Origin of the sequence: Achromobacter sp. NPDC008082, assembly GCF_042957345.1 — a bacterium.
GTDB lineage: Bacteria > Pseudomonadota > Gammaproteobacteria > Burkholderiales > Burkholderiaceae_B > Achromobacter > Achromobacter kerstersii_A.
In genome coordinates, this window is record NZ_JBIBIB010000001.1 from 1513188 (window position 1) to 1539108 (window position 25921).

Consider the following 25921-nt stretch of genomic DNA (forward strand, 5'->3'; position numbering starts at 1 on the left):
CATGGACATTGATATCGCCAAAGCCGCTTCCGCGATGCTTGTGCAGCACTGGCAAGCGGGCACGGTATTGGATTGCCTGCCAACGTCGCTGCGGCCGACGTCCGCCGAAGGCGGCTATCTGATTCAGGTGCAAATTGAAGCCATCAGCGCGAAGCCCTTGTTTGGTTGGAAAATTGCGGGCACAAGCGTGGCGGGGCAACGCCACATTGGCATTGACGGCCCGATAGCGGGGCGTTTGCTCAGCGAGATGGTCTACGGCGATGGAGATGCCGTGCCTATCGGCGCCAATCGCATGCGCGTTGCGGAAGCCGAGTTCGCGTTTCGCATGGGGCGCAGTCTTGAGCCACGAGCGCGCCCCTACGATATGCCGGAAGTGATGGACGCAGTATCGGCGCTGCATCTGGCTATCGAGATCCCTGATTCCCGCTACGAGGACTTTGCCAGCATCGGCGGCCCGCAACTGATTGCCGACAATGCCTGCGCGCACCGCTTCGTGCTTGGCCCCGAGGCGCCAACGATGTGGCGCAAGCTTGACCTGTCGCGCCATCGCGTTTTAGGGCGCGTGGGCAATCGTTTCACGCGAGAAGGTATTGGCGAGAACGTGCTGGGAGACCCGCGCATTGCACTGACCTGGCTGGCGAACGAACTGTCACGGCTTGGCGTGACGCTAGGCGCGGATCAGGTGGTGACAACGGGGACGTGCCTTGCGCCGATGGACATCAGCGCGGGCGATGTCGTGGCGGTGGATTATGGATCGCTCGGTAGTGTGTTGTGCCGCATCCAAGGTCCTGACTGATGCAACAGTGCCCGTTTGAATTGATCGACCCAATGCCCAGTATTTTCAGGAGCTGAAATGACGCGTGCCGGAGCCTACCCGAGCGGCGGCGATGCCGCGATTGAGGCTCGCGCATTCTTCCCCCTGCTTGGTGTGGACGAAGATCCGGTTTGCGGCAGTGGGAACGGGGGCATCGCCGACGCTCGGGAAAAGTCATGATATCGATTGACCCGACGGGAGAAGTCTCGGTTGGCGGCCAGTGCGTGACGTGCTTTGACGGCGAGATCCGCTCGTACTGAGTTCTGCGGCTCGATTGCGCGGTCGGCCAGGCTGAATTCGCGCGCCTGCTTGATTTCATTCTGCAAGTCGGCGCCGGCGCTGGCGAAGGCGACCGCGTAAGCCCTTGTTCATTTCTGCGCCGCCATGGGTACCGCTATAGATACCTTCGCCATGCCGTCGTGGCTCAGAATGTCGGCAAGTCCAGGGCGGCCCGCAACCGGTTCTTGACGTGGACGCCATCGCGCGGAGGAAGCGCGCGCGGGGGCTCGTCGGGCCGGATGAACACCTGCGCGAACGCTACGCCGCGCCGGGCCTTCACCCGTTCTGCGACCTCGCTTGCCCGATTCGTTTCGCGGATGCTGAAAGCGTCTTCGATACCGAATCCCCGCGCCACCGCCACCAGGTCGGTGCCCAGGCTGGTGTGGCTGCGCTGCATGCCGGTTTCGCCGAAGTGGCCGTTGTCCAGGACGACGATCGTCAGGTTCTTTGGTTGTTTGGCGCCGATGGTGCCCAGGGTGCCGATACCCATCAATTGTTCGCCATCCCCCGTTATCACGACGACCGAGCGCTCGGGCTGCGCCAGCGCCAGCCCTAGTCCCATTGCCGCGGCGCCGCCCATGGCGCCCCAGAGATAGAAGTTGTGGTCCCGGTCGCCAGCGGCAAAGACGTCATAGGACGGCGACCCCAGGCCGGAAATGACCAACGCATCAGGAGCCGCGGCGATCAGTTGCGACACGAAGGCGCGGCGCTCGACGGCGCCGGATAAGTTCACGTTGGTCGGCATCAGTTGCGCTCCCATTTCTTGCGTCCGATCAAGGTCTGCGACAGCAGTACGGCCACCTGTTCTCCCGCCAGGAAGGCGGAATCGAGCGCGGCGCTGACGATCTCGCCGACCTCTTCGGGATTCGAAGCCCTGAGCACGGTGATGCCCATCAATTCCAGCGCCTGCTGGGTCGTCTTGCCCATTGGGCCCTGCCACGGATTGAACTCGGCGTACTCACCGCGCATGGTCACCAGCGTCAAGAAGGGAAAGTTGCAGCTGCGCAGCAACGAAAACATGTTCACGCAATTGCCGACGCCGCTGCTTTGCATCAGCAACGCGGCGCGCTGGCCGCCCAGCCACGCGCCGCTGACCACCGCCACGCCTTCTTCTTCCGTCGTCAGAACGACATCGTTGATGTCCGGGTCCAGCTGAGCCTGCCGGATGGCGTAGGCATGGCCGGCGTCCGGCACATAAGCGATCTGGCGGATGCCGCCGGATTTCAAGGCGTCAAACACGGCTTGCTGCCAAGCCGGCGCCTCGGTAGTGGTCGAAGTCATGGTTCTATTCCCAGTGGCTGAGTCGTTCGATCCATCTTATATCGCTATAGAATTGCCAACTAAATAGAATTATTTGATGGGTGTCATCACCCATCTGCATACCCCGGAGGCATCGATGGATCTGAAGCAATTGAAGGCGTTCGTGACGGTGGCGGAGACCGGCAGCGTGACCAGCGCCGCGCGTCTGCTGAACATCGTGCAGCCGGCGGTCTCGCGCCAGTTGAAGCTGCTGGAAGACGACATCGGCGCGCCGCTTTTTACTCGCGGCCGGCTTGGGATGGAGCTGACGGATGCCGGCAAGACGCTCGAGGACTACGCCCGCCGCGCCTTGAACGAGCTGGATCGGGCGCGGGCCGAGATCCGGCCGTCCAGCGGGACCGTGGGCGGCATCGTTACCGTCGGCCTGCTTCCCAGCACTGCGGACATGCTGTCCAGTGCGTTGCTCAGCGCGGTGACGGCCCACTACCCGGGCATTCGTCTGCGGCTGACGGCGGGCTATGCCGGGCACCTGCAATCCTGGCTGGAAACTGGCGACGCGGACTTTGCGCTGCTGTACGACTCCAAGCCGAACCCTGCCTTGAAGTTCCGGCCATTGCTGGAAGAAAGCCTGTGGTTCGTGGGCCCCCCGGCAAGCGGGCTGGACAAGCGCAACCCCGTGCGCATGGCCGACATCATCGGGCGTGCGCTGGTGCTGCCCAGCGCGCCGCATGGTCTGCGCTCGCTGGTCGAGCAGGCCGCGCGCGCACAGGAAACGGATCTGCATATCGTGGCGGAAACTAACGCGATGAGCGTGCAGAAGCGTCTGGTGCTGGATGGCCACGGCTACACCATCCTGCCTTCGATTGCGGTGGCGGACGATGTGGATCGGGGAATCCTGGCGGCGGCTCCGGTCGTCGACCCGCTTCTGGTACGTCGCATCGTGCTGGCGCAGCCCGCCACGCGCGCAGTGGCGAATTCTGTGCACTGCGTCATGAACGAACTGATCCAGTGCGCGCGCGATGCGGTCCGGCAGGATCGCTGGCCTTCCGCGCGATGGCTCGCCAAATAGCCAGCCGCTGCGCCATCTGCCGGCGTGATCATATCCATCACGAAATTCTATTTATTCAGCATTTTCATAACAGATTAATCTGGGGCCTCCCGACAGGAGCCCGCCAACGCTCGCACAGATTGACCGCGGCTCTTGCCTACACCTCCCCGATACGCCACTGAGCAAGAGGGAGGGTCCAACAAGGAGACAAGCATGCAGCAGACGACGTGGTTCGGCTTGGCGGCGCCCGCAGGCACGCCCGCCCCGATCGTGGACAAGCTAAGCGGCGCGCTGAACGCCGTGATGTCCGATCCCGACTATGCGCAACGGTTGATCGCGATGGGTGCGCAATTGCGGCAGAGCAATGGCTCACAGCAGCCGTTCGGGGAGACAGCATGAAAGCACATACCTTGAAGCCACATACCTTGAAGCGGTTTTTCGCGGCCGGTGCGCTGGCGTTGGTTGCCAACGCCGCCTGCGCCGCCTGGCCGGATGATCGCCCGATCGAGCTGGTGGTAGGGTTTGCGCCGGGCGGGGGCACGGACGTCATGGCCCGGCTGGTGGCGCAGCACTTGGAGAAGCGCCTGAGCCCCAACGCGCGGATCATCGTCATCAACAAGCCCGGCGCAGGCGGGGAGATCGCGGTGCGCTACGTAGCGGCGGCAAAGCCGGACGGCTACACGCTCGGCATGATCAACGCGCCGGGCTTCGTGTACCTGCCCCTGCGCAAGGGTGCGAAGTACAAGCCCGAAGATATCCGCCTCATCGCCCGCCTGGTCGACGATCCGCTGCTGTTCATCAAGCGGCGCGGTTCAGGTGCGCCAGACGATCTGCCGGGCTTGGTGCAAAAGCTGAAGCAATCGCCCGAATCGCTGTCCTTCGGGCACAGCGGCGACGGCACGACGGGGCACCTGGCGCTGATGGACCTGGAGCGCAGTCAGGGCGTGCGAGGCAACAGCGTGCCGTTCAAGGGCGGCGGCGACATCCGCTTGGGCGTGCTGGGCAATCACATCGACTACGGCCTGATCACGGTCAGCGAGGTGCCGGAGCTGAACGAGCCGAACGGCCCCTTCGCGGCCATCGCCATCACCAGTGACAAGCGCCACAACGCAACCATCCCCACCGCGGCCGAGGCCGGCATTGCGTTGCGATACTCGTCAGAGCGCGGCATGGGCGGGCCGGCGAATCTGCCCGACCCAATCCGCAAAAAGCTGGAGCAGGCGCTTCAAGACACGCTGCAAGACCCGGCCTTCCTGGCCGCGTCGGGGCGCGACGCGGCGGTGCTTGCGTTTCAGCCGGGGGAGCAATGGAAGGAAAGCCTGGACCGTCAGACGCTGATGTTCAAGGCCGACGCGGCTCCCTGATTAACGTAGCGGATCAACCAACGCCCGCCGGCAGCAACTGCATCCCCGTCCTTCTCACGAACTCGTCATAGCTGATCGGCGCGCTTTCTTTCGTGCTGGCGCTGTTGGCCTGCCAGTGCACCCAAGAGCGTCCGGTTGTGGCGTCGTAGACCACTTTGAATATGTGGCTGGGCACGGCGACGCCGAAGCCGATGGACCTGGGTTTGTCGTCGTAATAAGGCCCCGTGTATACGTACACATCGCCTGCCGCGCGCATCACGTATTTGCGGGTGTCTTGTTCGATGCGGCTCCAGGGGCCTGCGTTATGCGTCTGGTCCTGCGGCACCATGTTGGCCAGCGAGAAGCTTTGCGCCATCGTCTCTTTGGAATACATGTCGCCAGCGGGCGCCATGTGGCCGCGCGAGTATCCCGAGCCCTTGTAGTCATCCAGCGCGGCGCGTTCACCGCTGGGCAGGCGCGCTTCGGCATAGAACTTGTCGGTGCGCTGCAAGCCTTGGGCCTGGGTCAGCAGCTTTCGGTTCAACCGTTCCGCCACGAACACGGGCGTCTTCGTCTGGCCGTTGTGCAAGATGGCGAAGCCCGTGAAACATAGCTCGCGCAGCGCCTGCTTGGCCGGCACGACGGGCATGTTGCCCTTGGGGAAGAACTGCGGGCATTCCGCGAAGCGCGTGTGGGTCTGCGATCCGTTGGGAACGGCGGCCGGCGCGTACGTTTCTTGGGCCGGCCATCCCAACCGCGCCAGGATGGCGTCGGGGGAAAACTGCACGGGCCACTTGGGCTGGAGGACGTAGGTGGCGGCGCCAAAGCTGGCGAGCGACGACAGCAGTAGCGCTCTAAGAAAGCGCAAGCCGCGGCTTGCGGTTTTTGTGTTGGCCCGGCTGGCGGGGCGTCTCTTGGTGGGTGCTGATTTCTTCGCGCGCGTCATGCTGCCTGTGTGTTGCGGGCCGGCGCCGGGTAGGGGGGCGGGTGGCCGATGCCATCGGATTGTAGATGACTGCGGGCACCCGCAAGCGGCGGGCAGCGGCCCGCGTTACAGCACCAGCTTCAGCCCGATGGCGAACATTGCAACGGCCACGCACGCGTCAAGCACGCGCCACGCCTTGGGGCTGGCGAACCAGGGGCGCAATAGCCGCGCGCCAAATCCCAACGTGAAGAAAAACACGAATGACGCCGTCATTGCACCCAGCGCAAAGGCCACCTTTTGCCCTTCGTACTGGCTGGAGATCGACCCCAGCAACACGACGGTGTCCAGATACACGTGCGGGTTGAGCCACGTGAACGCCAGGCAGGCCGCGAGCGTCGCGGTAAGGCCGGCGGTTTGTTTGGCCGACGGCGCCAGGCTGTCGTGTTGGGTGCGCAGGGCCGAACGCAGGCTGCGCGCGGCGTAGAGGAACAGGAACAGCGCGCCGCCATATCGCATGGCGGGTTCCAGCCAGGGGAGGGTGTCGGCGGCGAATCCGAAGCCGGCCACGCCTGCGGCGATCAGAATGGCGTCGGACAGCGCACATGTCAGGCAGACGGCGAACACGTATTCCTGGCGCAGGCCCTGGCGCAAGACAAATGCGTTTTGCGCGCCGATTGCCAGGATCAGGCCAAGGCTGAGCAGAAAGCCGGGAATGAAGGCGGTCGTCATGGCGAACCCTGAATGGAAAGGGCGACAGACTAGCCGTTGTTTCGTCGTTAGAAAAACTAAATAGCCTAAAGCTTGTTTAGTTTTCCTAAATAAAGGGAATTTGCCGAATGTGCGGCGTTCAATGCTGTTGCTTGGCTGGCGGCGTGGCGCTCAGGTTTTGCAGCTGCTGTTGCAGCGATTGCAGCAGCATCTGGATTTGCTCTGACGTCAGCGCGTAGACGCGGCCGCGCCTGGCTTCGTCGGGCGTTTGCGTGGCCTCGGTAATGAAATCCAGCCGAACCAGCAAGGAATCGTATTCCGCGATGGGCATCATCGCCCATCCCGTGACCGGTAACACCGGTTCGCCTTCCTTGAAATCTCTGTCCAACATGTTGACGCCTATGGTGTTCATCCGGACAAGGTTCCGGGCGGTGGCGATTCTAGTTGTTCAGCAAAATGTAAGCAACGGGCGAGCGCGTCAGCATGAGCGTCCGCCCCGCATTTCAGCCCCCTTGTCGCCCGGCCTGCACCAGATGATCCAGCAACAAACTGGCTGCGGCGGACAAGGCGTTTTCGTCGCGCATGCAGATGGCGAAGCGGCGATGGCTCCAGGCGTCGTTCAGCGGCAGCACCCGCAGGCCATGGGCCATGGCGTAAGGCGTGGCCACTTCAATGGGCGCCACGCTGATCGCCAGGCCGGCCAGCACGACCCGAAAGGCCGAGTCGAAGTTGCTGACCGTCACCCGGTGCCGCAAGACCTTGCCACTATGGCTGGCGGCAGTTTGCAGCATGCGCAATACGGCGCCGGCCGCAGGCATGTTGACGTGTTCGTACGCCAACGCTTCTTCAAACCAGACGGTGTCTCGCTGCGCCAGCGGGTGGCCGGGCGCGGTGACGACGGCCAGCCGGTCGCCGCGGTAAGGGCGGGTGGCCAAGCCGTGGAAATCGGCGGCGTCCCAACAGATGCCCAGGCTGGCGATGCCGCCTTTGACGTCGCGCACGACGTCCTGGCTGACGCGCTCTTCCATGTCGACGCGAATGTTGCGATGGGGGGCGGCCTGAAGAAAGGCGGCGATGTCTTCGGCAAGCGACTCGGCCAGCACCGACGCCGTGGCCAGAATGCGGACCTGGCCTTTGACGCCGCTGGCATAGGCCGACATATCGCGTTCGATGCGCTCCGAGCTCGCCAGAATGGCGCGCGCGTGTTCCAGCAGCGTCTCGCCCGCTTCGGTGGGTTCAACGCCCCGCCGCTTGCGCGTCAACAGCTTGGCGCCGACGGTGTCTTCCAATTGCGCCAGCCGTTTGCTGATGGCCGAGCCCACGATGTTGGCGTGCTGGCCGGCGCGCGCGATGTTGCCCGTCTCGCAGACCGAGATGAAGAGCCTCAAGGTGGTGATGTCCAGGTCACGCATCGCGCTCTGCTTGATGAAGTTCCGATATGGAATATTAGACGTTCCTAAATAGCGCTGGTGAGCGAAACCAGAATATCTAAACTGACAGCTCCTAGACCTGATTCCCGTTGCGATGACGACCCTTACCCCGTCCTCCCGTCTTCCGGCCGCCGCAACCGTGCGTGAAGTGGGCCTGCGCGATGGGCTGCAAAGCCTGCCGGTGGTGCTGCCCACGCAGACCAAATTCGAATGGATCGACGCCGCGTATGCCGCCGGTCAGCGTGAAATCGAGGTGGGCTCGTTCGTGCCGGCCAAGCTATTGCCTCAGTTGGCGGATACCGATGCGCTGGTGTCCTATGCCAAGCAGCAGCCGGACCTGTTCGTCTCGGTGCTGGTGCCTAACTTGAAAGGCGCGGAGCGCGCGATCGCCAGCGGGGCCGACCTGATGCTGGTGCCGCTGTCGGCCAGCCATGCGCACAGCCTGGCCAACTTACGCAAGACGCCCGAAGACGTGGTGGCCATGGTCGGCGAAATCCGCGCGGCGCGCGATGCCGCGGGGTCGGCGATGCTGATTGAAGGCGGCGTAGGCACGGCGTTTGGTTGCACGTTGCAGGGCGAAGTCCGGGCGGACGAGGTCTTGCGGCTGATGCAGGCGCTGCTGGATGCGGGCGCGGATCGCGTCAGCCTGGCCGATACCGTCGGCTATGCGGACCCGGCGTCGGTGCGGCGCCTGTTCGAACAGGCGCGCCGTATTGCCGGCGACCGCCTGTGTTGCGCGCATTTTCATGACACGCGCGGGCTGGGGCTGGCCAATGTGCTGGCCGCGCTTGAGACCGGCGTGTCGCGTTTCGATGCCTGTCTGGCGGGTATTGGCGGTTGCCCGCATGCGCCGGGCGCCAGCGGTAACGTCAGCACGGAAGACCTGGTGTTCATGCTGGAAAGCATGGGCATCGCAACCGGCGTGGACATCGGCCGTTTACTCGCCCTGCGCGAGGCCGCCAGCCGCTGGTTGCCGGATCAGCCGCTGCATGGCGCGCTATGGCGCGCCGGCCTGCCCAAGACATTTCCTTCCTACGCGGGTGCGGCTTGAACGCGCCCCGCCACTTTGAGTTGCTTCATGTCAAACGCCATTGAAAACACCCCCGTTTCCCCTCCCGCTCGCGCGTTGCCGCTGGCTGGTTTGCGCGTCGTGGAATTCACGCACATGGTGATGGGGCCAACGTGCGGCATGGTGCTGGCGGACCTGGGCGCCGAGGTCATCAAGGTCGAACCTGTGCAAGGCGATCGCACGCGCCATCTGCTGGGCGTGGGGGCGGGCTTTTTCCCCATGTTCAACCGCAACAAGAAGAGCATCGCATTGGACATCCAGAGCACGGCGGGTGCGGCGGCGGCGCGCAAGCTGGCGGCCAGCGCCGACGTGGTGGCCGAGAACTTCCGGCCTGGAACCATGGCGAAGTACGGGCTGGACTACGCGTCGCTGGCAAAGGAGAACCCGCGCCTCATCTACGTCAGCCACAAGGGCTTTCTGCCCGGGCCTTACGCCATGCGCACCGCGCTGGACGAGGTGGTGCAGATGATGGGCGGGCTGGCCTACATGACGGGCCGCCCGGGTGACCCGGTGCGCGCGGGCACCAGCGTGAACGACATCATGGGCGGCATGTTCGGCGCCATCGGTGCGATGGCGGCGCTGATCCAGCGCGGTATCACCGGGCGCGGCCAAGAGGTGCAGTCGGCCTTGTTCGAGAACAATGTGTTCCTGGTGGGCCAGCACATGTTGCAGTACGCCATCACCGGCCAGCCGTCTGCGCCGATGCCCGACCGCGTCTCCGCCTGGGCGCTGTACGACGTGTTTACCGTGAAAGACGGCGAGCAGATTTTCCTGGCGGCGGTCAGCGATGCGCAGTGGATCACGTTCTGCGACGCCTTCGGCTTTGATGACTTAAAGCGCGATCCCGCCTTGGCCACCAACAACGATCGCGTGCGTGTGCGCCACACCTTGCTGGCGGATCTGCGCCAGCGCCTGGGCGCTTATCGGGCGGCGGAATTGGCGCAGGTGTTCGAATGCATCGGGCTGCCGTTTGCGCCCATCGTCAAACCCGAAGACCTGTATGACGATCCCCATCTGCGCGCGACGGGTGGCCTAGCCGACATCCGTTTGCCGGACGGCGAGCGCGCGGGCCAGATGGCGGGCGCGGCGCTGTTTCCGCTGATGATGGACGGCGAGCGCCTGGGCGTCAGACAGCACCCGCCCACGCTGGGCGCCGATACCGATGCCGTCTTGTCGGGCTTGGGCTATGACGCTGGCCAGATTGCGGCGATGCGCGAGCAGGGCGCCGCGGCATAAGGCAGGTAGCCCGATGCGCGGGGTTGCCGTCGTGCGCGCGATGCAAGATTGAAGTTGCTGTATTGAAACGGCCGCGCCAGTCGGCCGATACAAAAACCGATAGGAGACAAACATGAACGATCAACGCGCGGGCTGGAGCCGCCGTCAGATGTTGGGAGCGCTAGGCGCGGCGATGCTGGCCGCGCCCGCCATGACGCGGGCGCAGGGCGAACGCCCGGTGAAATTCATTCTGCCCGTGGGCGTCGGGTCGGGCGTGGACACGATTACCCGCGCGGCGGGGCCGGCATTGTCTAGCGCGCTGGGGCATACGGTCGTGGTTGAAAATCAGCCCGGGGCGGGCGGCATCGTCGGCACCTCGGCGCTGGTGCGTTCCCCGCCAGACGGCTACACGCTTAGCATGCTGTCGAACAATCACGTGATCTTTCCCAGCGTGTACAAGTCGTTGCCGTTCGATCCGTTAAATGACATCACGCCGATCAGCATGGTGGGCATGACGCCGTTCCTGCTGGTGGCGAACCCGAAGAACATTCCCGCCGACGACATCAACGCGTTGACCGCGTTGCTGGCCGCGCAGCCGGGCCGCTACAACTACGCATCGTCAGGCAATGGCACGATTCTGCATCTGGCCGCTGAAATGTATGTGCAGCAGGCAGGCGTGAAGGCGCGGCATATTCCTTACAAGGGCGTGGGTCCGATGATGGCGGACCTGATCGGCGGGCAGGTGGATTTTGGGGTGCTGTCGCTGCCGTCGGTATTGCCGCAATTGAAAAGCGGCGCGCTCAAGGCGCTGGGCGCCTGTGGCGGCGAGCGCATGGCGGCGCTGCCGGATCTGCCCACGGTGCGTGAGCAGGGGTTGGCGGACTACGAGATTGGGGGATGGTTTGCGGCGGCCGGGCCGGCGAAGTTGCCGCCCGCCGAAGTGCGCCGCATCTACGATGCACTGGGGCGGGCTTTCAACACGCCAGAGGTCAAGCAGGCGATGGCCACGCAGAACAACAAGATTCTGCTGATGCCACCGGATCAGACAGTGGCGTACTTCCGTTCCGAAATGGCGAAGTACGCGGCGGTCGTCAAAGGCGCGGGGCTGGAGCTGATGTAAACCGCGCGGGGCGGGTCAGCCTCCGTTCTGGTCCGCCGCTTTCAGCAAGCCATATAGCTTGTCTTTCAAGTGCAGCTTTTCTTTCTTCAGCACTTCAATGTTCACACCCGAAGTCGGCACGGTGCCGTCTTCCATATTTTGAATTTCCTGGTCCAGATCGTTATGCCGTTGGAACAGCGCGGAAAAATGCGCGTTCTCGGATTTCAGTTGAGTAATGAGTTGGCGATATTCAGGGAACATTGGGGCCTCTCTTAAGTGAACTGATTGACGGGACCGACGGCGCGTCGGGTAGCGCACGCGTCAGCGTCAATTCCATGACACGCCAACGACTGCGCGTTGTCAACCAAGCGCCGGGCGCGTCACGTGACAGAAATTGACGCCGCGCAAGGGCGCGCGCGTCGTCGGCAACTCTGTCTCTTATTCTCACGTTTCATTACAAGGCCAAATTTTCCTGGCGATACACTCGCTTCCCCGTGGTTAGCCATAGAAGTGACATGAAACAGCGCGCGCCTATTCATCGGCAGGTCTTTGAACTTTTCAGGCAAGACGGGCGTATTCACGCTGGCACCGGCATGATGAGCGGCGTGATTGCGCTGTTTCTGGCGATTCTTTCCGTGCTGGGCGTATTGGCGTTTCACTTCCCGGCCTACCTGACCACGCCGGAATTGCGCAGCTTCTATTCCGTCGAGGCGATGCGCACACTGCTGTTTTCCGCGCTGCTGGTGTCTGGTTCCATCGCGCTGGCCAATACCATTCTGGGCCGCCAGCGCTGGCTGAACATTACGGCCTTCTTGCTGGTCTGCTGCGCGGTTGCGGCGGGCGGCAGCCAGGTGGTGGTGACCACGTCGAATACGGGCAACCATCCTTACCTGGGCCTGGACTGGTTCATCCTGGACTTGCTGGCGTCCAGCACGGTCTTCATCATCTTTGAAAAGCTGACGCCGCTGTATCCGGGGCAACCGGTGTTCCGGGGCGAGTGGCAAGTAGACATGAAGCACTTCCTGTTCAACCACCTGTCGGTGGGGGCGGTGCTGCTGTGCATCAACTTCTTCATTCACCGGCTGTTTTCGTGGGCGGCTTACGAACCGCTGCAAGCCGCGATTCAGTCGATGCCGTACTTGTTGGAACTGTTCGTCGCCGTGCTGGTGGCGGACCTGGCGCAGTACGCGGCGCATCGGATTTATCACGAGGTGCCGTTCATGTGGCGCTTTCATGCCGTGCATCACAGCACGCGCACGCTGGACTGGCTGGCGGGTTCGCGCCTGCATATCGTTGAATTGCTGATCACGCGCGTGGCCGTGCTGGGCGTGCTGTTCGTGCTGGGCTTTTCGAAAGCGGTGCTGGACGCCTACATCATCATCGTCGGCTTCCAGGCGGTGCTGATTCACTCGAACGTGAAACTGCCGTGGGGCTGGCTGCGCTACATCATCGTGACGCCGGACTTCCATCACTGGCATCACTCGTCGGACACTGAAGCCATCGACAAGAACTACGCCGCGCATTTCTCGTTCATCGACTACGCCTTCGGCACCGCCGTGCGTGGTGTGGGCAAGCGCTTGCCCGAGAACTACGGCATTCTGGATAACGACATGCCGGGCACGTTCCTGGCGCAACAGGCGTATCCGTTCGCGCGCAGGAAGTAGCGCCCCCTAAGCCCTTACAACATCTTCACCGCGCGTCCGATGAACTGAATCGGACCCGTCGGCTTGCCGATGGGCGAACCGGTCTTGGGCTCAAGCGTCAGCTCGAAAAGCTGGTTGGGTTCCAGCGGCGGCAGCTTATCCAGCGGGATGATGACCGGTTCACCCGGCTTGATCAGGCCAAGCGACACGGGGCCGGCCCAGCCGTCTGCCTTGGTCCAGAATTCCAGCGCACGATCAGGCGGCACCTCGGTTGCCGCGATCGGCACCAGCTGCACGGCGCTCTGGCCAGCTTGCGCTTGCACCACCCAACCGGGCGCTTGCGATTGCGGCGCAACCAGCACCACCACATATTGCGGGGCGCCGGGCGTGGCGGCGGGGCGCAAGGCCAAGCTGCTGCCCAGAACCAAGACGGCGGCAAGTCCCCCGGCCGCCAGGCTGCGCCAAAAGTTCAGGCTGTTCCATAGCCCCGCCGCGCGGGGCGCGGCAGGGCGCGCTGCGGCTTGGGACGCGTCCAGGGTACGAACGATGCGCGGCCATAAGCTGCGGGAAGGCTCAACGGATTCGGACAAGTTGGTCAAGGGCAGCAGCCTGTCTTCCCAACGGGCGACGGCCTCGCGCAACGCGGCGTCGTGCATCAGACGGGCTTGCACGTCGCGGCGCTGCGCGGCGGACAAGGTGCCCAGCACGTACTCACCCGCGAGTTCGTCGCGGTCGTCTTGAAAATCTTGCGGGGCGCTCATGCCAGACACTCCTTGAGCGCTTGCAGACTGCGCTTGATCCAGGCCTTGACGGTGCCTAGCGGCGCGCCCAGGCGCTGCGCGATTTCGCTATGCGACAGCCCCTCTACGTACGCGTGCAGCACGCAATTGCGGCGCACGGGTTCCAGTTGTTCCAGGCACGGGCCGATCTGGCCGGCGCTGGCGCGCCAGTCGAAGGCGTCGCGGGTGTCTTGCCAGGCGTCGATGGCGTGGCGGGCGTCTAGCGCCGCGGCGGTGTCGTCGTCGACATCGGTTTCACGCGCGGTGTCGCGCAGCGCGTTCAGCGCCAGGTTGCGGGTGATGCTGTAGAGCCAGCCGCGCCCCGAGCCGCGCGCGGCGTCGAAGCTGCCTGCCTGGTTCCAGATCTTGACGAAGGCGTCATGCACGATGTCCTCTGCCCAAGCGCGATCGCGCAGCAGTCGTTGGGCCACGCCCAATAGGCGCGGGCCTTCTTGCCGGTACAAGGTTTCCAGTGCGGGCCGATGGCCGGCCGCGCATGCCTTGATAGCCGCGTCGTAATCAAAATCCTGGGTCTGGCGATTCGGCATGCGATAGCAAGAGAAAGGTCAGTAGGAGGCGGCCGCGCGCATAATGCACGCACGGCAAGGAATCGCGCCATCTTACCGGACTCTTTCCCGCCACCGGCCCTCCGATGTGATCGGCTGGCCGGTGGCTTGAGACATCTGCGTGCGCAGCCCCGCCTTAGTTCGCCTTCCAGAAAATGTAGTCGGCCTGGTACTGCACCTGGCTTTTCTGGCCGACAGTCGCCGGCGTGCAGGGCGTTTTCGGCGCCACGCCGCCCTTGAGCGCCACGCGCTGGATGTAGGTCACGCCCGTCAGCGCGCCCGCGCCCATGGCGGGGTTGGCCTTCACCAATTGATAGGGCAGGTTGCCGTCGCCGGCCGGGGCCACGGCCACTTGCGTGCCGGTCAGCTTGGAGCCGTCCATGGCCTCCCACGTGGCGGGCGGGCCGTAGTACGTGCCCACTTGCTTGCCCTGGCGGTCATTCAGCACGGCCTTGGGGCCGGCAAAGACCCATTCCGTCTGGCTCTTCATGTCGGCCTTGGCGCGGCATTCGTAGGTGATCTCGCCCACGCCGACGGTTTCCCAGGCGACCTTGTTGCCGGCAGGCACCTGGACGCTGGCGGGCAGGCTGGCCTGCGAATAGGCCATGGACTTCGAGCTCATCGTGCCGCAAGCGGCCAGGAGCGACACGGCGAACAGGCCGGCAACGGTGGGAAGGCGATTCGAACGTTGGGTCTTCATGAGCGGTCTCCAGCGACGTGAAAGGTCTGTAGACGACGCGCACGATGCGCGCCGGTACAGGTACTACACGCGGGAGGCCGAAACGGATGCAGGCCGGATGCAAATATTTTTGCATCCGGCCTGCAGGGGGAGGGGGAGACCGCTTACTTCGCAGCCTTGGCCGAGTACGACGCCATCAGGTTGCGGTAGTCGGGGATGTGGTTGGCGAACAGCGTGCCCAGGCCTTCCACGTCGTTGCGCCAGTCGCGATGCAGTTCGCACGCCACGCCGAACCACGACATCAGCTGGGCGCCGGCTTGTTCCATGCGGCTCCAGGCGGCGTTGCGGGTGACTTCGTTGAACGTGCCCGAGGCATCCGTCACGACGAACACGTCAAAGCCTTCTTCCAGGGCCGACAGGGCGGGGAAGGCGACGCACACTTCGGTGACCACGCCGGCAATGATCAGCTGCTTCTTGCCGGTGGCCTTGACGGCCTTCACGAAGTCTTCGTTGTCCCAGGCATTGATGTTGCCGGGGCGGGCGATGTAGGGGGCGTCAGGAAATTTGTCTTTCAGTTCTTGAACCAGCGGGCCGTTGGGGCCGTTTTCGAAGCTGGTGGTCAGGATGGTGGGCAGCTTGAAGTATTCGGCCAGATCGGCCAGCGCCAGCACGTTGTTCTTGAATTGGTCCGGTTGGAAATCACGCACCAGGGAAAGCAGGCCGGCTTGGTGGTCAACCAGCAGGACGGCGGCTTCGTTCTTGTCCAGTTTCACGTAGGGCTTGGTCATGGTTTGCTCCGTTATGTCTTCAGGTTTTGGTGCGCGGTGTTGCGCGGTGAGTGCATGAACAGAATTCTAAATACAAGCCAATGACCCCGGTAGACGGGAAATTTGCGTCTCAGCGTTCTATAAATCGGACGATGGGGCCACTCCCTTGGGGGCTGATATGCCGTGGCGCTGTTGCGTCTGCATTTCGCGCCGGGCCGTTTCACGATACTCCGTGCTCATGAAGTCCAGCAGTTCGCGCACCGCAGGCAGCAAACCCCGCCGCGACGGGAACACGGCATGGACGGCGCCAGGTTCGGGGTGCCAGGGCGCGCCCACGGGCACGAGCGTGCCGGCGTCCAGTTCTTCATGGATCATCATCAAGGGCAAGGCCGCCGCCCCCACGCCCCGCAGCGTGGCCTGCTTCAGCGCCAGCATGTCGTCGGTGACAAGCCGGGGCGTGAACGGCACGTTCTGCCGCTGGCCGTCCGGGCCATCCAGCCGCCACTGGCATTCGCGCTGCTCGGTGCCGAGCGCCAGCGTTGGCAATTGGCTGATCTGCACGGGGTCGGCGTTGGGGGGCAAGGTGCGCGCCAGAGCCGGGCTGGCGACCAGGCTCTGGCAGCTCATGCCCAGATGCTTCATCACCAGATCGCTGCTTTCGATGGGCCCAAAACGCACGCGCACGGCCAGGTCGAACCCTTCGCGCAGCACATCGACCGAGCGCGAAAAACTCTTCAGATACACGTGCACCTTCGGGCACTTTTCCATGAAGCGCGCCACCACGTCACCCAGAAAGTAATAGATCAGCGCGGGCGGGGCGCTCATGCGGATGGTGCCTTGGGGTTCGGCGTGCGTGCGGTCGATGACATCCTGCGCGGCTTCGGCGCCTGCCAGCATCGACAGGCACTGGTCGAAGTAGTCCTGCCCCAACTCGGTCACGGCAAAGGTGCGGGTGCTGCGCTGAATCAGGCGCACGCCCAGGCGTTCTTCCAGCAAGGCGATGCGGCGGCTGAGTCGGGATTTCGGAATATCCAGCGCGCGGCCGGCGGGGGCGAACCCCCCATGTTTCACGACCTGGACAAAGTAGTAGAGATCATTCAAGTCGTGCATGGGCTTCCCGCGTTTTCCGAATTAAGACGTAGCGGGGAGCATATAACGCCCCCGAGTCTTCGGGCGGAAGGCGAGGGGGGGAGTGGGGAGCGAACGGGAGCGGGGCCGAACGGGAGCGGAGGCCGAACGGGAGTGGGGCCGAACGGGCCTAGGCCGCCACGCCGGCCGATTCTTCTTTCCAGCGCTGCTTGTCGCGTAGCGGCGGGGTGCCGAACAAGCGGCTGTATTCGCGGCTGAATTGCGACGAACTCTCGTAGCCCACCGCGTGCGCGGCCAGCGCCACGCCCGCGTCATCGCTCAGCATCAGCCGGCGCGCTTCCTGAAGCCGCAGATGCTTCTGGTATTGCAGCGGGCTCATGGCGGTAGCCTGCTTGAAATGGTGATGCAGCGACGACACGCTCATGTGCACGTCACGCGCAATCTCTTCCACGCGCAAGGGCTGCGCGTAGTTGTCGCGGAGGATGCGAATGGCCTTGGCCACGCGGTTCAACTGGCTGTCTTGCAGCACCGACTGGCGCAGCACCACGCCCTGGCCGTTCATCAGCAGGCGGTACAGCAGCTCGCGCTTCACCATGGGCGCCAGGATGGGGATGTCGCGCGGCGTGTCCAGCAAGCGCAGCAGACGCAGCACCACATCCAGCAGGCAGCCGCCCAGCGGATTCACGCACAGCGCCCGCGACGCCTCGGCCGGCACCAGCGGCGGCAGGTTTTCGTCGCTGATCAGTTCAGCGATTTCTTCGGGGTTCAGGTCCAGCCGCAGGCCCAGGTACGGCAGGGTGGGGCTGGCGACAGACACCTTGGCCACCACAGGCAGGTCCACTGACGAGATCAGATAGTGGAAGGGGTCGTACTCAAAGCTCTCGTCGCCGATCAGCAGGCGCTTGGACCCTTGGGCGATGACCGCCAACGCGGCTTTCTGCAAGCCGGGTTTGGCGCCGGTCGGCTGCGACAAACGGTGCAGATACAGCCCCTCGATGGGCGTCTCCAATGACCCTTCCAGGTGGCCCGTCATCCGGTCCAGCGTGCACAACAGTTCCCGGCGGGCCGGTTCGACGGCGATATCCAAGGCGGCGGCGCTGACGGAGTCTCCCGGTCGTTCGGTAGTAATAGGCATGTGGGCTCCGAAGGGCGCGTCGCCCGCGCGGGCGGGCCGGCGGCGCAACAAGGGGGGAATGCGCTCAAGTGTATGCGCGGCCCGGCCGCGCTGCACAGCGCCTTTTTCCGGGTGTGGAGAAATGGGCAAAAAGTTTGGAGGATCGGGCGCATGCCTGATCCTGCACGGCAGCCGCCAGAGAATCAGGCAAAAAAAGGGCAGGATCAAGCAGCGCAATCAGCAGGGCGGCGACGCATACTGTCAACACCCCGGCAAGCAGGCGCCCGGCGTCCCATCCCGGGGCGCGCGGCCCGGCGACGCCCCTGAAGGAGTCCCCTCATGCGATACAAGAAATTTGGCAGTACCGGTCTGTTCGTCTCGGAACTGTGCCTGGGCACCATGACCTTCGGCGGCGAAGGCGAGCTGTGGAGCAAGATCGGCAGCCTGCAACAAGAAGACGCCAACCGTCTGGTCGGACGCGCCCTGGATGCGGGCGTCAACTTCATCGACACGGCGGATGTGTATTCCGAAGGCCGCTCGGAAATCATCACCGGCCAGGCGCTGCGCGATCTGAAGGTGGCGCGTGACGACGTGGTCATCGCCACCAAGGTGTTCGGCCAGACCGGCGCCGGAGTGAACGCGCGCGGCAACTCGCGCTTTCATATTCTGGACAGCGTGAAGAAGAGCCTGTCGCGCTTGCAGCTGGACCACATCGACCTCTATCAGATCCACGGCTTTGACCCCGCCACGCCCGTCGAGGAAACGGTGCGCGCGCTGGACACGCTGGTGCAGCACGGCCATGTGCGGTATGTGGGCGTGTCGAACTGGGCGGCGTGGCAAATCATGAAGGCGCTGGGTATTGCCGAGCGCCTGGGGCTGGCGCGCTTTGAATCGCTACAGGCCTACTACACGATCGCGGGCCGCGACCTGGAGCGCGAACTCGTGCCCATGCTGCAAAGCGAAGGCGTCGGCCTGATGGTGTGGAGCCCGCTTGCGGGCGGCCTGCTCAGCGGCAAGTATGGCCGCGATGGTTCGGCCGAAGCCGGCAGCCGCCGCGCCGCCTTCGACTTCCCGCCCGTGGACCGCGACCGCGCCTACGACAGCATCGACGTGCTGAAATCCGTGGCCGATGCGCGCGGCGTGTCGGTGGCGCAAGTGGCGCTGGCCTGGCTGCTGCATCAGCAAGTGGTCACCAGCGTCATCATCGGCGCCAAGCGCGTGGATCAGCTGGACGACAACCTGGCCGCTACCGGCATCAAGCTGACGCAAGACGAACTGGCCGCGCTGGACAAGGTCAGCGCGCTGCCGCCGGAGTATCCCGGCTGGATGCACGTGCGCCAGGGCGAGTTCCGCCGCAAGCAACTGCTGGAATCGGGCACCGCGTAACACGCAACCGGCGGCGTCATCTGGACGCTGCGGCCGGCCATCCTGTTGGGATGGCCGGCTAGTAGAATCCAGGGCAGTTTTCACGATAGACGACGCCCGATGACCGACCCGTTTTCCCCCGATGATGTGCGCGTTTTGCGCGAACACGGCATTGCGCTGTTTGCCGGCCGCGTGCTGATTGCGGTGCAGCCGCCGATGGCAGACGCGCGCATCGCTGAAATTGAAGCCGCCTGCGCCGGCCCCTTGCCTCAAGCCCTGCGCGACCTCTGGCGCCTGACGGCCGGCGGCGAACTCGCCTACGACTTGCGCGCGCAGATGGACGGCAATGAAGAGGCGTTGAGCTGGTCCGAACTGTTCTATGACGGCAGCGACCACTATCGCGATCTGCAAGGCTGGATCGAACACGAACAAGAGTGCGCGGAAGAAGCCGCCACCGAGGACGGCGAGACCTGGAACGGCACGCTGCGCTATCTGCCGATTGGCGGTTTTGAATACTGCGACCGCATCTATGTGGCGACGGAACCCGGCCCTCGCGCGGGCAGCATCGTCGCCTGGAAGCAAGGCCTGCCCGGCTGGACGCATGCGCTGCAACAGGATGGCATAGCCACCATTGCACCGGATCTGCTCGCCGCCTTCGCCGCGCTGTGCCTGGAGACAGACCCCGAAGACGACGTGGATAGTCCCGGTGTGCGCGTGCTGGAATATGTGGACGAACGGGTGTCGGACCACGGCATGCCGCAAGCGCTGGCCGATGCGCTCATCGCCTATTACCGGCGCGCATTGGTGGATTGGCGTGGCCCGCTGGCAGCCGGCACGTTGATGGAATCGCCGCGTTTGGCCGGCCTGGCCTTGCAGCATGCATTAAGCAACGATGACGCGGCGCTGGTGCGGCAACTGGCTGACCAGGGCATGCGTTTTGACCAGCCCTTGCGCGGCAGCGCCAAGCCGGTGGAAGTGGCGTTGATGCAGCACGCGTACGCCGCCGCCGACGCCTTGCTGCAAGCCGGCGCAACGGTCAGCCCCACGGCCATTCATCGCTTTGATGACAAGCCTTCGGCGGCGCTCGTCGAGCGGCTGCTGGCGCAGGGCGCCCAAGCCGATGCCTTGGGCGTGGCCCGATGCGCGGCCTGCGGATCGCCCGAGGCCGCGCGCCTTGTTGCAGCCGCCTGCGGTGACGGTATCGCCGCCGCATTTGCCGAGGTGCGGGATGCCATGGCCAACAGCTACGAGGAAGACCTGCGCCGCGTGCGCGCGGGCAAGCTGGGCCATTACCTTGGCGCAGAGGGCCTTGCCGAACGCGTGGCCAACCTGCGGGCGTTTTCGTTGTGACGGTGCTCGGCGCCGGCCGGCCGCCCGCCGCCTTCCCCGACTAGAATGTCTGTCGCGTCGCAATGACAAGGGAACCGCGTGGCCATTCCGTATCTGCGCCGACTGACGGCGGTTAGCCGTAGCCCGCAAGCCAACAGGCATCTTGCCTACTTCCTGACCTTTACCGCCGGCGCGGTCAACGCGGGCGGCTTTTTGGCCGTCCAGCAATACACCTCTCACATGTCGGGCATCGTCTCGATGATGGCCGACCACATGGCGCTGGGCGGCGTGGTGGTGGTGTTGCAGGGCGTGGCGGCGCTGCTGTCGTTTCTGGCGGGCGCGGCCAGCTCCGCGTTCCTGATCAACTTCGGCCGGCGCTCGCATCTGGCCAGCGAATACGCGCTGCCGCTCCTGCTGGAAGCCGTGCTGCTGCTGATCTTCGGCCTGCTGGGCGCCAACCTGGAAACGCTGCGCTGGTTCTATGTGCCGGGCACCGTGATGCTGCTGTGCTACATCATGGGCCTGCAAAACGCGATGATCACCAAGGTGTCGCGCTCCGAGATCCGCACCACGCACGTCACCGGCATGGTGACCGACATCGGCATTGAACTGGGCAAGCTGTTTTACTGGAACGTCGCCAAGAGCGATGCGCAGACCACGCCGCACGTACGGGCCGATCGCGGCAAACTCGTCGTGCTGAGCCTGATGGTGTCGCTGTTCTTCGTGGGCGGCGTGACGGGCGCGTATTCGTTCTACCATTTCGGCTTCGGTTCGACCTGGCCGCTGGCGCTGTTGCTGATGCTGCTGGCGGCGGTGCCGATTACGGACGACATCCGCAGCTTCCTGCGCCGCGCTTAGCGTGGCAGTAGCGGCGGCAACGTCTGCGGCACCCGCAACCGCAACGGCAATTTCAGTGGCAACGACAGCGGCAACCCCAACGTCATCGCTTTGCTTTGCGCATCGTGGCGTGGCCCAGAAAAACCTGTAGCGCGGCGAAGGTCTCGTAGTGCAGCTGTTTCAGCCGGGCATCCTTGGCCGGTTCGGTGATGGCGTAGCCGTTGGCGTTCAGCGGATAGGGATCACCCAGCAGGCGCGCCATGTCGATTTGGTAGTAGCTGGCGTCGCCATAGGGCCGTTTGCCGTCGATCAGCGGCGCGGGCCAGTACCGATCCCCTTCGCGCAGCACCGCTTCCAGCTGCTGCGGATTCGCTTCGCGCCAGGCGGCCGCGCGCAACACCGTCAGGTGTTCGGCGCGCAGCGTGAAGCGGCCTTGCGCATCGACACCGCTTTCGGGAAAGTCGAACGCTTCTTTCATCTCGGCCGGCAGCGGGTAATGACCCGGCGCAAGTGTTCCCCCCGATGCCACAAAGCCGGGCACCAGGCGGCACACCTCGGCCATGCGCCGGATGGCGAGCGCATCATCCGACGTCTTCAATGCCTGGCGCGCGATGGCCAGCGTGTCGGCGCCGCCTAGCAGCGGTTGTTCGAAATCGATGCCGGGTGCACCGGATTCAATAGGCATCCATAGCACGCGCAGCAGGCGTATCAGAGCCGCGTGCTGGGAAGACATCGAAATGGCGTCGGCCGGCATCGCGAACACCTGCCGGATGATCGGCTTGCGGTCAGTTGCGGCCAAGGCGCGCAACGGGGCAGTCAATAGCCAGCCCAAACTCAGCCCCACAAGCAGTGGACGGCGCTTCATCATGGTTTCCCCGGTGAGTTCGGCAAATCAGCCAGTGCCGATTCGGCCAGCGCATAGCCCGGCTGAATCCGCAATGCATCTTCATAGGACAGGCGCGCATCGGGCAAGCGCCCCATGCGGCGCAGCAGATTGCCTTGATTCGTCAGGATCAGCGCACTGGCGGGTTGGGCGCGCACGGCTTTTTGATAAGCGTCCAGCGCGTCGCTTTTGCGGTCCATGGCCTCCAGCAACGATGCCTGCAAGTTGTAGCCGATGCTCCAGCCGGGAAAGCGAGCGGTCAGTTCACGGGTAGTGGCCAGCGCGTTGGGCAGGTCAGACCGTTCAGCCTGCGTGCCGGCCTTGTTGACGTAGGCCCATTTGTTGTCCGGGTTCAGCTTGATGGCCTGCTCGAACAGGTCTTGCGCGGCGGGCAGGTCGCCTTGCTGGGCGTGCAGCTTGCCCAGGAACAGCCGGACATCCGCATTGCCGGGATCTTGTCGCGCCATCTCTTCGGCGACACGCTGCGCCTCCGGACGATTGCCGGCGCGCAACGCGGCCGAGATCTGCGAGTTCAATTTCTGCATCGCGGGCGGCAACTGCTGGATGCGCGCACGCAGGGCGTCGTTGTCCGCCTGAAGTTCCGATTGATACGCGTGGTCCAGCTGCGCCGCACTTTGCGCGTGGGCGGCGGGCGGCGCCAGGATCAGCAGCGGCGAGCACAGCAGCAAGGGCAACAAAAAGGGCAGCAAAAAGGACAGCAGAACGGACAGCAGACGGCGGCGCAGGATCGCAAGCATGGGGTCGGCGGTTCCAGGTAGGGAGCGTGAGGCAAATTGGGTCCCTACGATACCGTAAGCCCGGCCGGCTGCGAAAAAGCCCGGCACAAAGGCCGGGCGCTGCGTGACACGTGGCGGCGCCAGGGCCGCGTTGATCACTGCGGCATCAGCACCGTATCAATGACGTGGATCACGCCGTTGGACTGGTAGACGTCATACGTGCTGATGGTCGACACGCCGCCCTTTTCGTCCTTCAACGTCAGGTTGTGCTTGCCGTTCATCATCACCCACAGCTTGCCGCCGCTGGCGGTGGTCAGTTCGGTCTTGCCGCCCCCCTTCTTGATCTTGGCGGCCAGCGCGTCGAAGTCCAGCTTTCCAGGCACCACGTGGTAAGTCAGGATCTTGGTCAGCGTCGCTTTGTTTTCAGGCTTGACCAGTGTGTCCACCGTGCCGGCAGGCAGCTTGCCGAAGGCGGCATTGGTGGGTGCGAACACCGTGAACGGACCCTTGCCTTGCAGCGTATCGACCAGGCCCGCCGCTTTCACGGCTGCAACCAATGTGGTGTGGTCCGCGGAATTCACTGCGTTCGCCACGATGTTCTTGGCGGGCATCATCGGCTGGCCGCCCACCATGACGTCGGCTGCGTACACGGGCGACAGGGTCAGGGCGGAGCAAGCGATGGCAATCGAGGCTAGCAATTTCATGACGATCTCCTTTTGTGTGGCCGTCATGAGGAGATACGCGGCTGGCCTGCAAATGGATGCGTCCGTTTGACTAGGGACAAACCCTGATCAGATCACCTTGCCGCTTAACACGACAGGACCGGTCGGCACGCCATTGGGCGCGCCGCCTGCGGGTTCCAGCGTGATGGCAACCGTATCGCCTTGCCGCGGCGGCAGGCGCGGCGACAGCACGGTGGTCTGGCCGGGCAGCACCACGCCCAACGAACGCGGCGCCTGGCCGGGCGAGATCGCCCACAGTTCCAGCGCGCGGCCATCGGCCAAGGCAACGAGATCCTGCATGGGCTGCACGGACAAGCGCTGGTCAGGCAAGGTATTCACCACCATCGCGCCCGGCGTCTTTTCGCCGGACAGCACGGCCACGGTGCGCACGTCTTGCGGCGTGGCGGGCGGTTTGAGCGTCAGGAAGGCCAGCACCACCACGGCCGTGGCCAGGCCGGCAGACAGCGTGCGCCACCATGAAAGACCGCGGCCCGGCGCGGCGCGGGCAGGCGTGGGGCTGGCCGCGGGCGCAATGCGGGCGGCAATGGCTTTCCACACATGCGCGGGCGGCGTTTCCGGGGGCAGGGCGAGCGCCAGCGGCAGCAGCCGGTCTTCCCATTCCGTGACCGCGCGGCGCAGGCCGGCATCGTCGCGCAGCAATTGCTGGAAGCGCCGCCGCGCACCCGCGCGCAGGCCGCCCAGCACGTACTCGGCGGCCAGGCGGTCTTGCAGTTCGGGGTGGCGGTAATTCATTCCAGGCACCTTTTCAGCCGTTGCAACCCACGGCGTATCCAGCTCTTGATCGTTCCCAACGGCGTGTCCAGGCGCGCCGCGATGTCGGGGTGAGCCATGTCGTCAAAAAACGCCATGGCGATAGCGACGCGCTGCGGGCCTTCCAGCTGGCCCATGCAATCGGCCAGCCGCCGGCCTTCCTGACTGTCTTGCAGCCGGGCAAGCGGGCCGGGGCTATCGTCGGCCATGGCAAGGGTCAGCGTATCGTCCGGGTCGGGCACCACGATGTCGGGGCGCCGCAAGCGGTCGATACACCGGTTGCGGACGATACGGGTCATCCATGTCATGGGCTGGCTCTGCTCGGCCTGGTACTGCCCGGCCTGGCGCCAGATCGACACGAAACACTCTTGAAGCACGTCTTCCGCAGCGGCCTGGTCTCTCAACATACGTCTGGCCAGCGCAAACAGATGCGGGGACGCAAGGCGATAAATCTCCGCCAGCGCGGATTCGCGTTTATCTGCGCACTGAAGGAGCAGGGCCTGGAGGTGCTGGGCGTCGGGCATCGGTTCCTAGGGGGGAAGGGCGTGCTGTGCCAGAGCATACCCGGGGCGGTGGTCGCCGTCATCCCTGACGGGGCATACAATGCGCCAGACCGGTTTTGCGCGGTATCTCGCGCACCGGCGGCGATACCCGCTACGCGGATTCCGCCCAGGCATCCGGGCCCCGGCCGGCCCGGCAGAAGCGATGAGCTTGCAACCGAAACACAGGAGGAGCAGACAAAGCATGGACGCAGAATTCTGGTTGGAACGCTGGCGCGAAGGGCGCACGCATTTTCATCAAACCCGAATCACGCCGCTCTTGCAGAAGTATTGGCCCACGTTGGCCGTACCGAAGGGTGGACGGGTATTGGTGCCGCTGTGCGGGAAATCGCTGGACATGGTCTGGCTGGCGGCGCAGGGGCATTCGGTGCTGGGGGTTGAACTCTCGCAGCTCGCGGTGGACCAGTTCTTCACCGAGAACGAGCTGCGGCCCGTGACGCATGAATCCGTCTACGGCAAGCACTATGTGGCGGGCAACATCGAGATCATCTGCGGCGACATCTTCAAACTGGATGCGCAGCTGCTGTCGCACTGCGTGGGCGCGTATGACCGCGCCGCGCTTGTCGCCTTGCCTGAAGACATGCGCGCTGAATACGTGCGGCACGTCTACGGACAGTTGTCGCCCGCCAGCCGGGGGCTGCTGATCACGCTGGACTACCCGCAGGAAGAAATGGCGGGGCCGCCGTTTGCGGTGCTGGACAGCGAGGTGCAGGCGATCTTCACCGGCGTGTCGCCCGCGGTCATCATCGACCGCCGCGACATTCTTGATAAAGAACCCAAGTTCCAGAGCGCGGGCGTCAGCCGGCTGGATACGGTCGTGTACCGATTGGGTGTGCAAGACGCCTGACACGTGTTGCGTCAGCAACGTTGCGCCGCCATTGAAAAAGCCC

Annotated in this window: 30 protein-coding genes and 1 pseudogene; 13 read left to right on the top strand and 18 right to left on the bottom strand. The window is 64.4% G+C overall.

Features of this window, described 5'->3' with window-relative positions:
• Position 1 precedes the first annotated feature (1 nt).
• A complete protein-coding gene (locus ACFZAI_RS06800) occupies positions 2–796 on the top strand; it encodes a 2-keto-4-pentenoate hydratase (protein WP_391566180.1) in 795 nt (264 codons plus the stop codon).
• Positions 797–853: 57 nt separating this feature from the next.
• Positions 854–994, top strand: coding sequence for a PhzF family phenazine biosynthesis protein (locus tag ACFZAI_RS06805; protein WP_391566181.1), 141 nt, complete (start codon positions 854–856; stop codon positions 992–994).
• Between the two features lie 244 nt (positions 995–1238).
• Here ACFZAI_RS06805 and ACFZAI_RS06810 read toward each other — a convergent pair whose 3' ends face one another.
• Both ACFZAI_RS06810 and ACFZAI_RS06815 read right to left on the bottom strand, forming a co-directional pair.
• On the bottom strand, positions 1239–1838 hold the full coding sequence (locus tag ACFZAI_RS06810; protein ID WP_391566182.1) for a thiamine pyrophosphate-dependent enzyme: 600 nt from the start codon (positions 1836–1838) through the stop codon (positions 1239–1241).
• On the bottom strand, positions 1838–2374 hold the full coding sequence (locus ACFZAI_RS06815; protein WP_061306307.1) for a phosphonopyruvate decarboxylase: 537 nt from the start codon (positions 2372–2374) through the stop codon (positions 1838–1840). Before ACFZAI_RS06815 ends, ACFZAI_RS06810 begins: the two co-directional genes overlap by 1 nt.
• A gap of 115 nt (positions 2375–2489) precedes the next feature.
• On the opposite strand from ACFZAI_RS06815, the gene ACFZAI_RS06820 reads away from it, so the two are divergent.
• From ACFZAI_RS06820 to ACFZAI_RS06830, 3 genes are all read left to right on the top strand, one after another.
• On the top strand, positions 2490–3422 hold the full coding sequence (locus ACFZAI_RS06820) for a LysR substrate-binding domain-containing protein (protein WP_391566183.1): 933 nt from the start codon (positions 2490–2492) through the stop codon (positions 3420–3422).
• A 192-nt stretch (positions 3423–3614) separates the two neighbouring features.
• Positions 3615–3800, top strand: a complete 186-nt coding sequence (locus tag ACFZAI_RS06825; protein WP_391566184.1) for a tripartite tricarboxylate transporter substrate-binding protein — start codon at positions 3615–3617, stop codon at positions 3798–3800.
• Positions 3797–4765: a tripartite tricarboxylate transporter substrate binding protein gene (locus ACFZAI_RS06830; RefSeq protein ID WP_391566185.1), complete on the top strand. Its 969-nt coding sequence runs from the start codon at positions 3797–3799 to the stop codon at positions 4763–4765. Before ACFZAI_RS06825 ends, ACFZAI_RS06830 begins: the two co-directional genes overlap by 4 nt.
• 13 nt (positions 4766–4778) lie before the next feature.
• On the opposite strand, the gene ACFZAI_RS06835 is transcribed toward ACFZAI_RS06830, so the two are convergent.
• The 4 genes from ACFZAI_RS06835 to ACFZAI_RS06850 form a co-directional block, all read right to left on the bottom strand.
• Positions 4779–5690: a DNA/RNA non-specific endonuclease gene (locus ACFZAI_RS06835; RefSeq protein ID WP_391566186.1), complete on the bottom strand. Its 912-nt coding sequence runs from the start codon at positions 5688–5690 to the stop codon at positions 4779–4781.
• A 105-nt stretch (positions 5691–5795) separates the two neighbouring features.
• Positions 5796–6398, bottom strand: a complete 603-nt coding sequence (locus ACFZAI_RS06840; RefSeq protein WP_391566187.1) for a LysE/ArgO family amino acid transporter — start codon at positions 6396–6398, stop codon at positions 5796–5798.
• A 118-nt stretch (positions 6399–6516) separates the two neighbouring features.
• Positions 6517–6768 carry a hypothetical protein gene (locus ACFZAI_RS06845; protein ID WP_391566188.1) on the bottom strand — a complete coding sequence of 84 codons (252 nt, stop codon included), beginning with the start codon at positions 6766–6768 and terminating at the stop codon, positions 6517–6519.
• A 112-nt stretch (positions 6769–6880) separates the two neighbouring features.
• Positions 6881–7789 (bottom strand): LysR family transcriptional regulator, encoded by a 909-nt coding sequence (locus ACFZAI_RS06850; RefSeq protein WP_391566189.1) that lies wholly within the window; start codon positions 7787–7789, stop codon positions 6881–6883.
• 112 nt (positions 7790–7901) lie between these two features.
• Here ACFZAI_RS06850 and ACFZAI_RS06855 point away from each other — a divergent pair, with 112 nt between their 5' ends.
• From ACFZAI_RS06855 to ACFZAI_RS06865, 3 genes are all read left to right on the top strand, one after another.
• Positions 7902–8858: a hydroxymethylglutaryl-CoA lyase gene (locus ACFZAI_RS06855; protein WP_391566190.1), complete on the top strand. Its 957-nt coding sequence runs from the start codon at positions 7902–7904 to the stop codon at positions 8856–8858.
• 27 nt (positions 8859–8885) lie between these two features.
• Positions 8886–10112, top strand: a complete 1227-nt coding sequence (locus ACFZAI_RS06860; protein WP_391566191.1) for a CaiB/BaiF CoA transferase family protein — start codon at positions 8886–8888, stop codon at positions 10110–10112.
• Between the two features lie 112 nt (positions 10113–10224).
• The gene (locus tag ACFZAI_RS06865; protein WP_391566192.1) at positions 10225–11211 is read left to right on the top strand and encodes a tripartite tricarboxylate transporter substrate binding protein; all 987 of its coding nucleotides are present in this window, start codon (positions 10225–10227) and stop codon (positions 11209–11211) included.
• Positions 11212–11226: 15 nt separating this feature from the next.
• Here the strand turns inward: ACFZAI_RS06865 and ACFZAI_RS06870 are convergent, their stop codons facing one another.
• Positions 11227–11451: a YdcH family protein gene (locus tag ACFZAI_RS06870; protein WP_391566193.1), complete on the bottom strand. Its 225-nt coding sequence runs from the start codon at positions 11449–11451 to the stop codon at positions 11227–11229.
• Positions 11452–11705: 254 nt separating this feature from the next.
• On the opposite strand from ACFZAI_RS06870, the gene ACFZAI_RS06875 reads away from it, so the two are divergent.
• Positions 11706–12854, top strand: a complete 1149-nt coding sequence (locus ACFZAI_RS06875) for a sterol desaturase family protein (RefSeq protein ID WP_391566194.1) — start codon at positions 11706–11708, stop codon at positions 12852–12854.
• 14 nt (positions 12855–12868) lie between these two features.
• On the opposite strand, the gene ACFZAI_RS06880 is transcribed toward ACFZAI_RS06875, so the two are convergent.
• From ACFZAI_RS06880 to ACFZAI_RS06905, 6 genes are all read right to left on the bottom strand, one after another.
• Positions 12869–13594: an anti-sigma factor domain-containing protein gene (locus tag ACFZAI_RS06880; protein ID WP_391566195.1), complete on the bottom strand. Its 726-nt coding sequence runs from the start codon at positions 13592–13594 to the stop codon at positions 12869–12871.
• Positions 13591–14160 carry a sigma-70 family RNA polymerase sigma factor gene (locus ACFZAI_RS06885; RefSeq protein ID WP_391566196.1) on the bottom strand — a complete coding sequence of 190 codons (570 nt, stop codon included), beginning with the start codon at positions 14158–14160 and terminating at the stop codon, positions 13591–13593. The genes ACFZAI_RS06880 and ACFZAI_RS06885 overlap by 4 nt, the downstream gene beginning before the upstream one ends.
• A 154-nt stretch (positions 14161–14314) precedes the next feature.
• Complete coding sequence (locus ACFZAI_RS06890) at positions 14315–14878, bottom strand: DUF3455 domain-containing protein (RefSeq protein WP_391566197.1); 564 nt, start codon at positions 14876–14878, stop codon at positions 14315–14317.
• A 143-nt stretch (positions 14879–15021) separates the two neighbouring features.
• Positions 15022–15645 carry an isochorismate family cysteine hydrolase YcaC gene (ycaC, locus tag ACFZAI_RS06895; protein WP_391566198.1) on the bottom strand — a complete coding sequence of 208 codons (624 nt, stop codon included), beginning with the start codon at positions 15643–15645 and terminating at the stop codon, positions 15022–15024.
• A 117-nt stretch (positions 15646–15762) separates the two neighbouring features.
• On the bottom strand, positions 15763–16734 hold the full coding sequence (locus ACFZAI_RS06900; RefSeq protein WP_391566199.1) for a LysR substrate-binding domain-containing protein: 972 nt from the start codon (positions 16732–16734) through the stop codon (positions 15763–15765).
• Positions 16735–16882: 148 nt separating this feature from the next.
• Positions 16883–17848 (bottom strand): AraC family transcriptional regulator N-terminal domain-containing protein, encoded by a 966-nt coding sequence (locus ACFZAI_RS06905; RefSeq protein WP_391566200.1) that lies wholly within the window; start codon positions 17846–17848, stop codon positions 16883–16885.
• 318 nt (positions 17849–18166) lie between these two features.
• Between ACFZAI_RS06905 and ACFZAI_RS06910 the strand changes: the two genes are divergently transcribed.
• From ACFZAI_RS06910 to ACFZAI_RS06920, 3 genes and pseudogenes are all read left to right on the top strand, one after another.
• Positions 18167–19213: an aldo/keto reductase gene (locus tag ACFZAI_RS06910; RefSeq protein ID WP_391566201.1), complete on the top strand. Its 1047-nt coding sequence runs from the start codon at positions 18167–18169 to the stop codon at positions 19211–19213.
• 99 nt (positions 19214–19312) lie between these two features.
• Complete coding sequence (locus ACFZAI_RS06915; RefSeq protein ID WP_391566202.1) at positions 19313–20542, top strand: SMI1/KNR4 family protein; 1230 nt, start codon at positions 19313–19315, stop codon at positions 20540–20542.
• Positions 20543–20620: 78 nt separating this feature from the next.
• A pseudogene (locus ACFZAI_RS06920) lies at positions 20621–21358 on the top strand (YoaK family protein); the annotation flags it as partial.
• Positions 21359–21461: 103 nt separating this feature from the next.
• On the opposite strand, the gene ACFZAI_RS06925 reads toward ACFZAI_RS06920, so the two are convergent.
• The 5 genes from ACFZAI_RS06925 to ACFZAI_RS06945 form a co-directional block, all read right to left on the bottom strand.
• The gene (locus tag ACFZAI_RS06925) at positions 21462–22226 is read right to left on the bottom strand and encodes a hypothetical protein (RefSeq protein ID WP_391566203.1); all 765 of its coding nucleotides are present in this window, start codon (positions 22224–22226) and stop codon (positions 21462–21464) included.
• Positions 22223–22999, bottom strand: a complete 777-nt coding sequence (locus ACFZAI_RS06930) for a tetratricopeptide repeat protein (protein ID WP_391566204.1) — start codon at positions 22997–22999, stop codon at positions 22223–22225. Before ACFZAI_RS06930 ends, ACFZAI_RS06925 begins: the two co-directional genes overlap by 4 nt.
• Before the next feature lie 134 nt (positions 23000–23133).
• Positions 23134–23682 carry a fasciclin domain-containing protein gene (locus tag ACFZAI_RS06935; RefSeq protein WP_054427911.1) on the bottom strand — a complete coding sequence of 183 codons (549 nt, stop codon included), beginning with the start codon at positions 23680–23682 and terminating at the stop codon, positions 23134–23136.
• An 87-nt stretch (positions 23683–23769) separates the two neighbouring features.
• Positions 23770–24453, bottom strand: coding sequence for an anti-sigma factor domain-containing protein (locus ACFZAI_RS06940; RefSeq protein WP_391566205.1), 684 nt, complete (start codon positions 24451–24453; stop codon positions 23770–23772).
• Complete coding sequence (locus tag ACFZAI_RS06945) at positions 24450–24995, bottom strand: sigma-70 family RNA polymerase sigma factor (protein ID WP_391566206.1); 546 nt, start codon at positions 24993–24995, stop codon at positions 24450–24452. Before ACFZAI_RS06945 ends, ACFZAI_RS06940 begins: the two co-directional genes overlap by 4 nt.
• Before the next feature lie 220 nt (positions 24996–25215).
• On the opposite strand from ACFZAI_RS06945, the gene ACFZAI_RS06950 reads away from it, so the two are divergent.
• Positions 25216–25878, top strand: a complete 663-nt coding sequence (locus tag ACFZAI_RS06950; RefSeq protein WP_391566207.1) for a thiopurine S-methyltransferase — start codon at positions 25216–25218, stop codon at positions 25876–25878.
• The last annotated feature ends 43 nt before the right edge of the window (positions 25879–25921 follow it).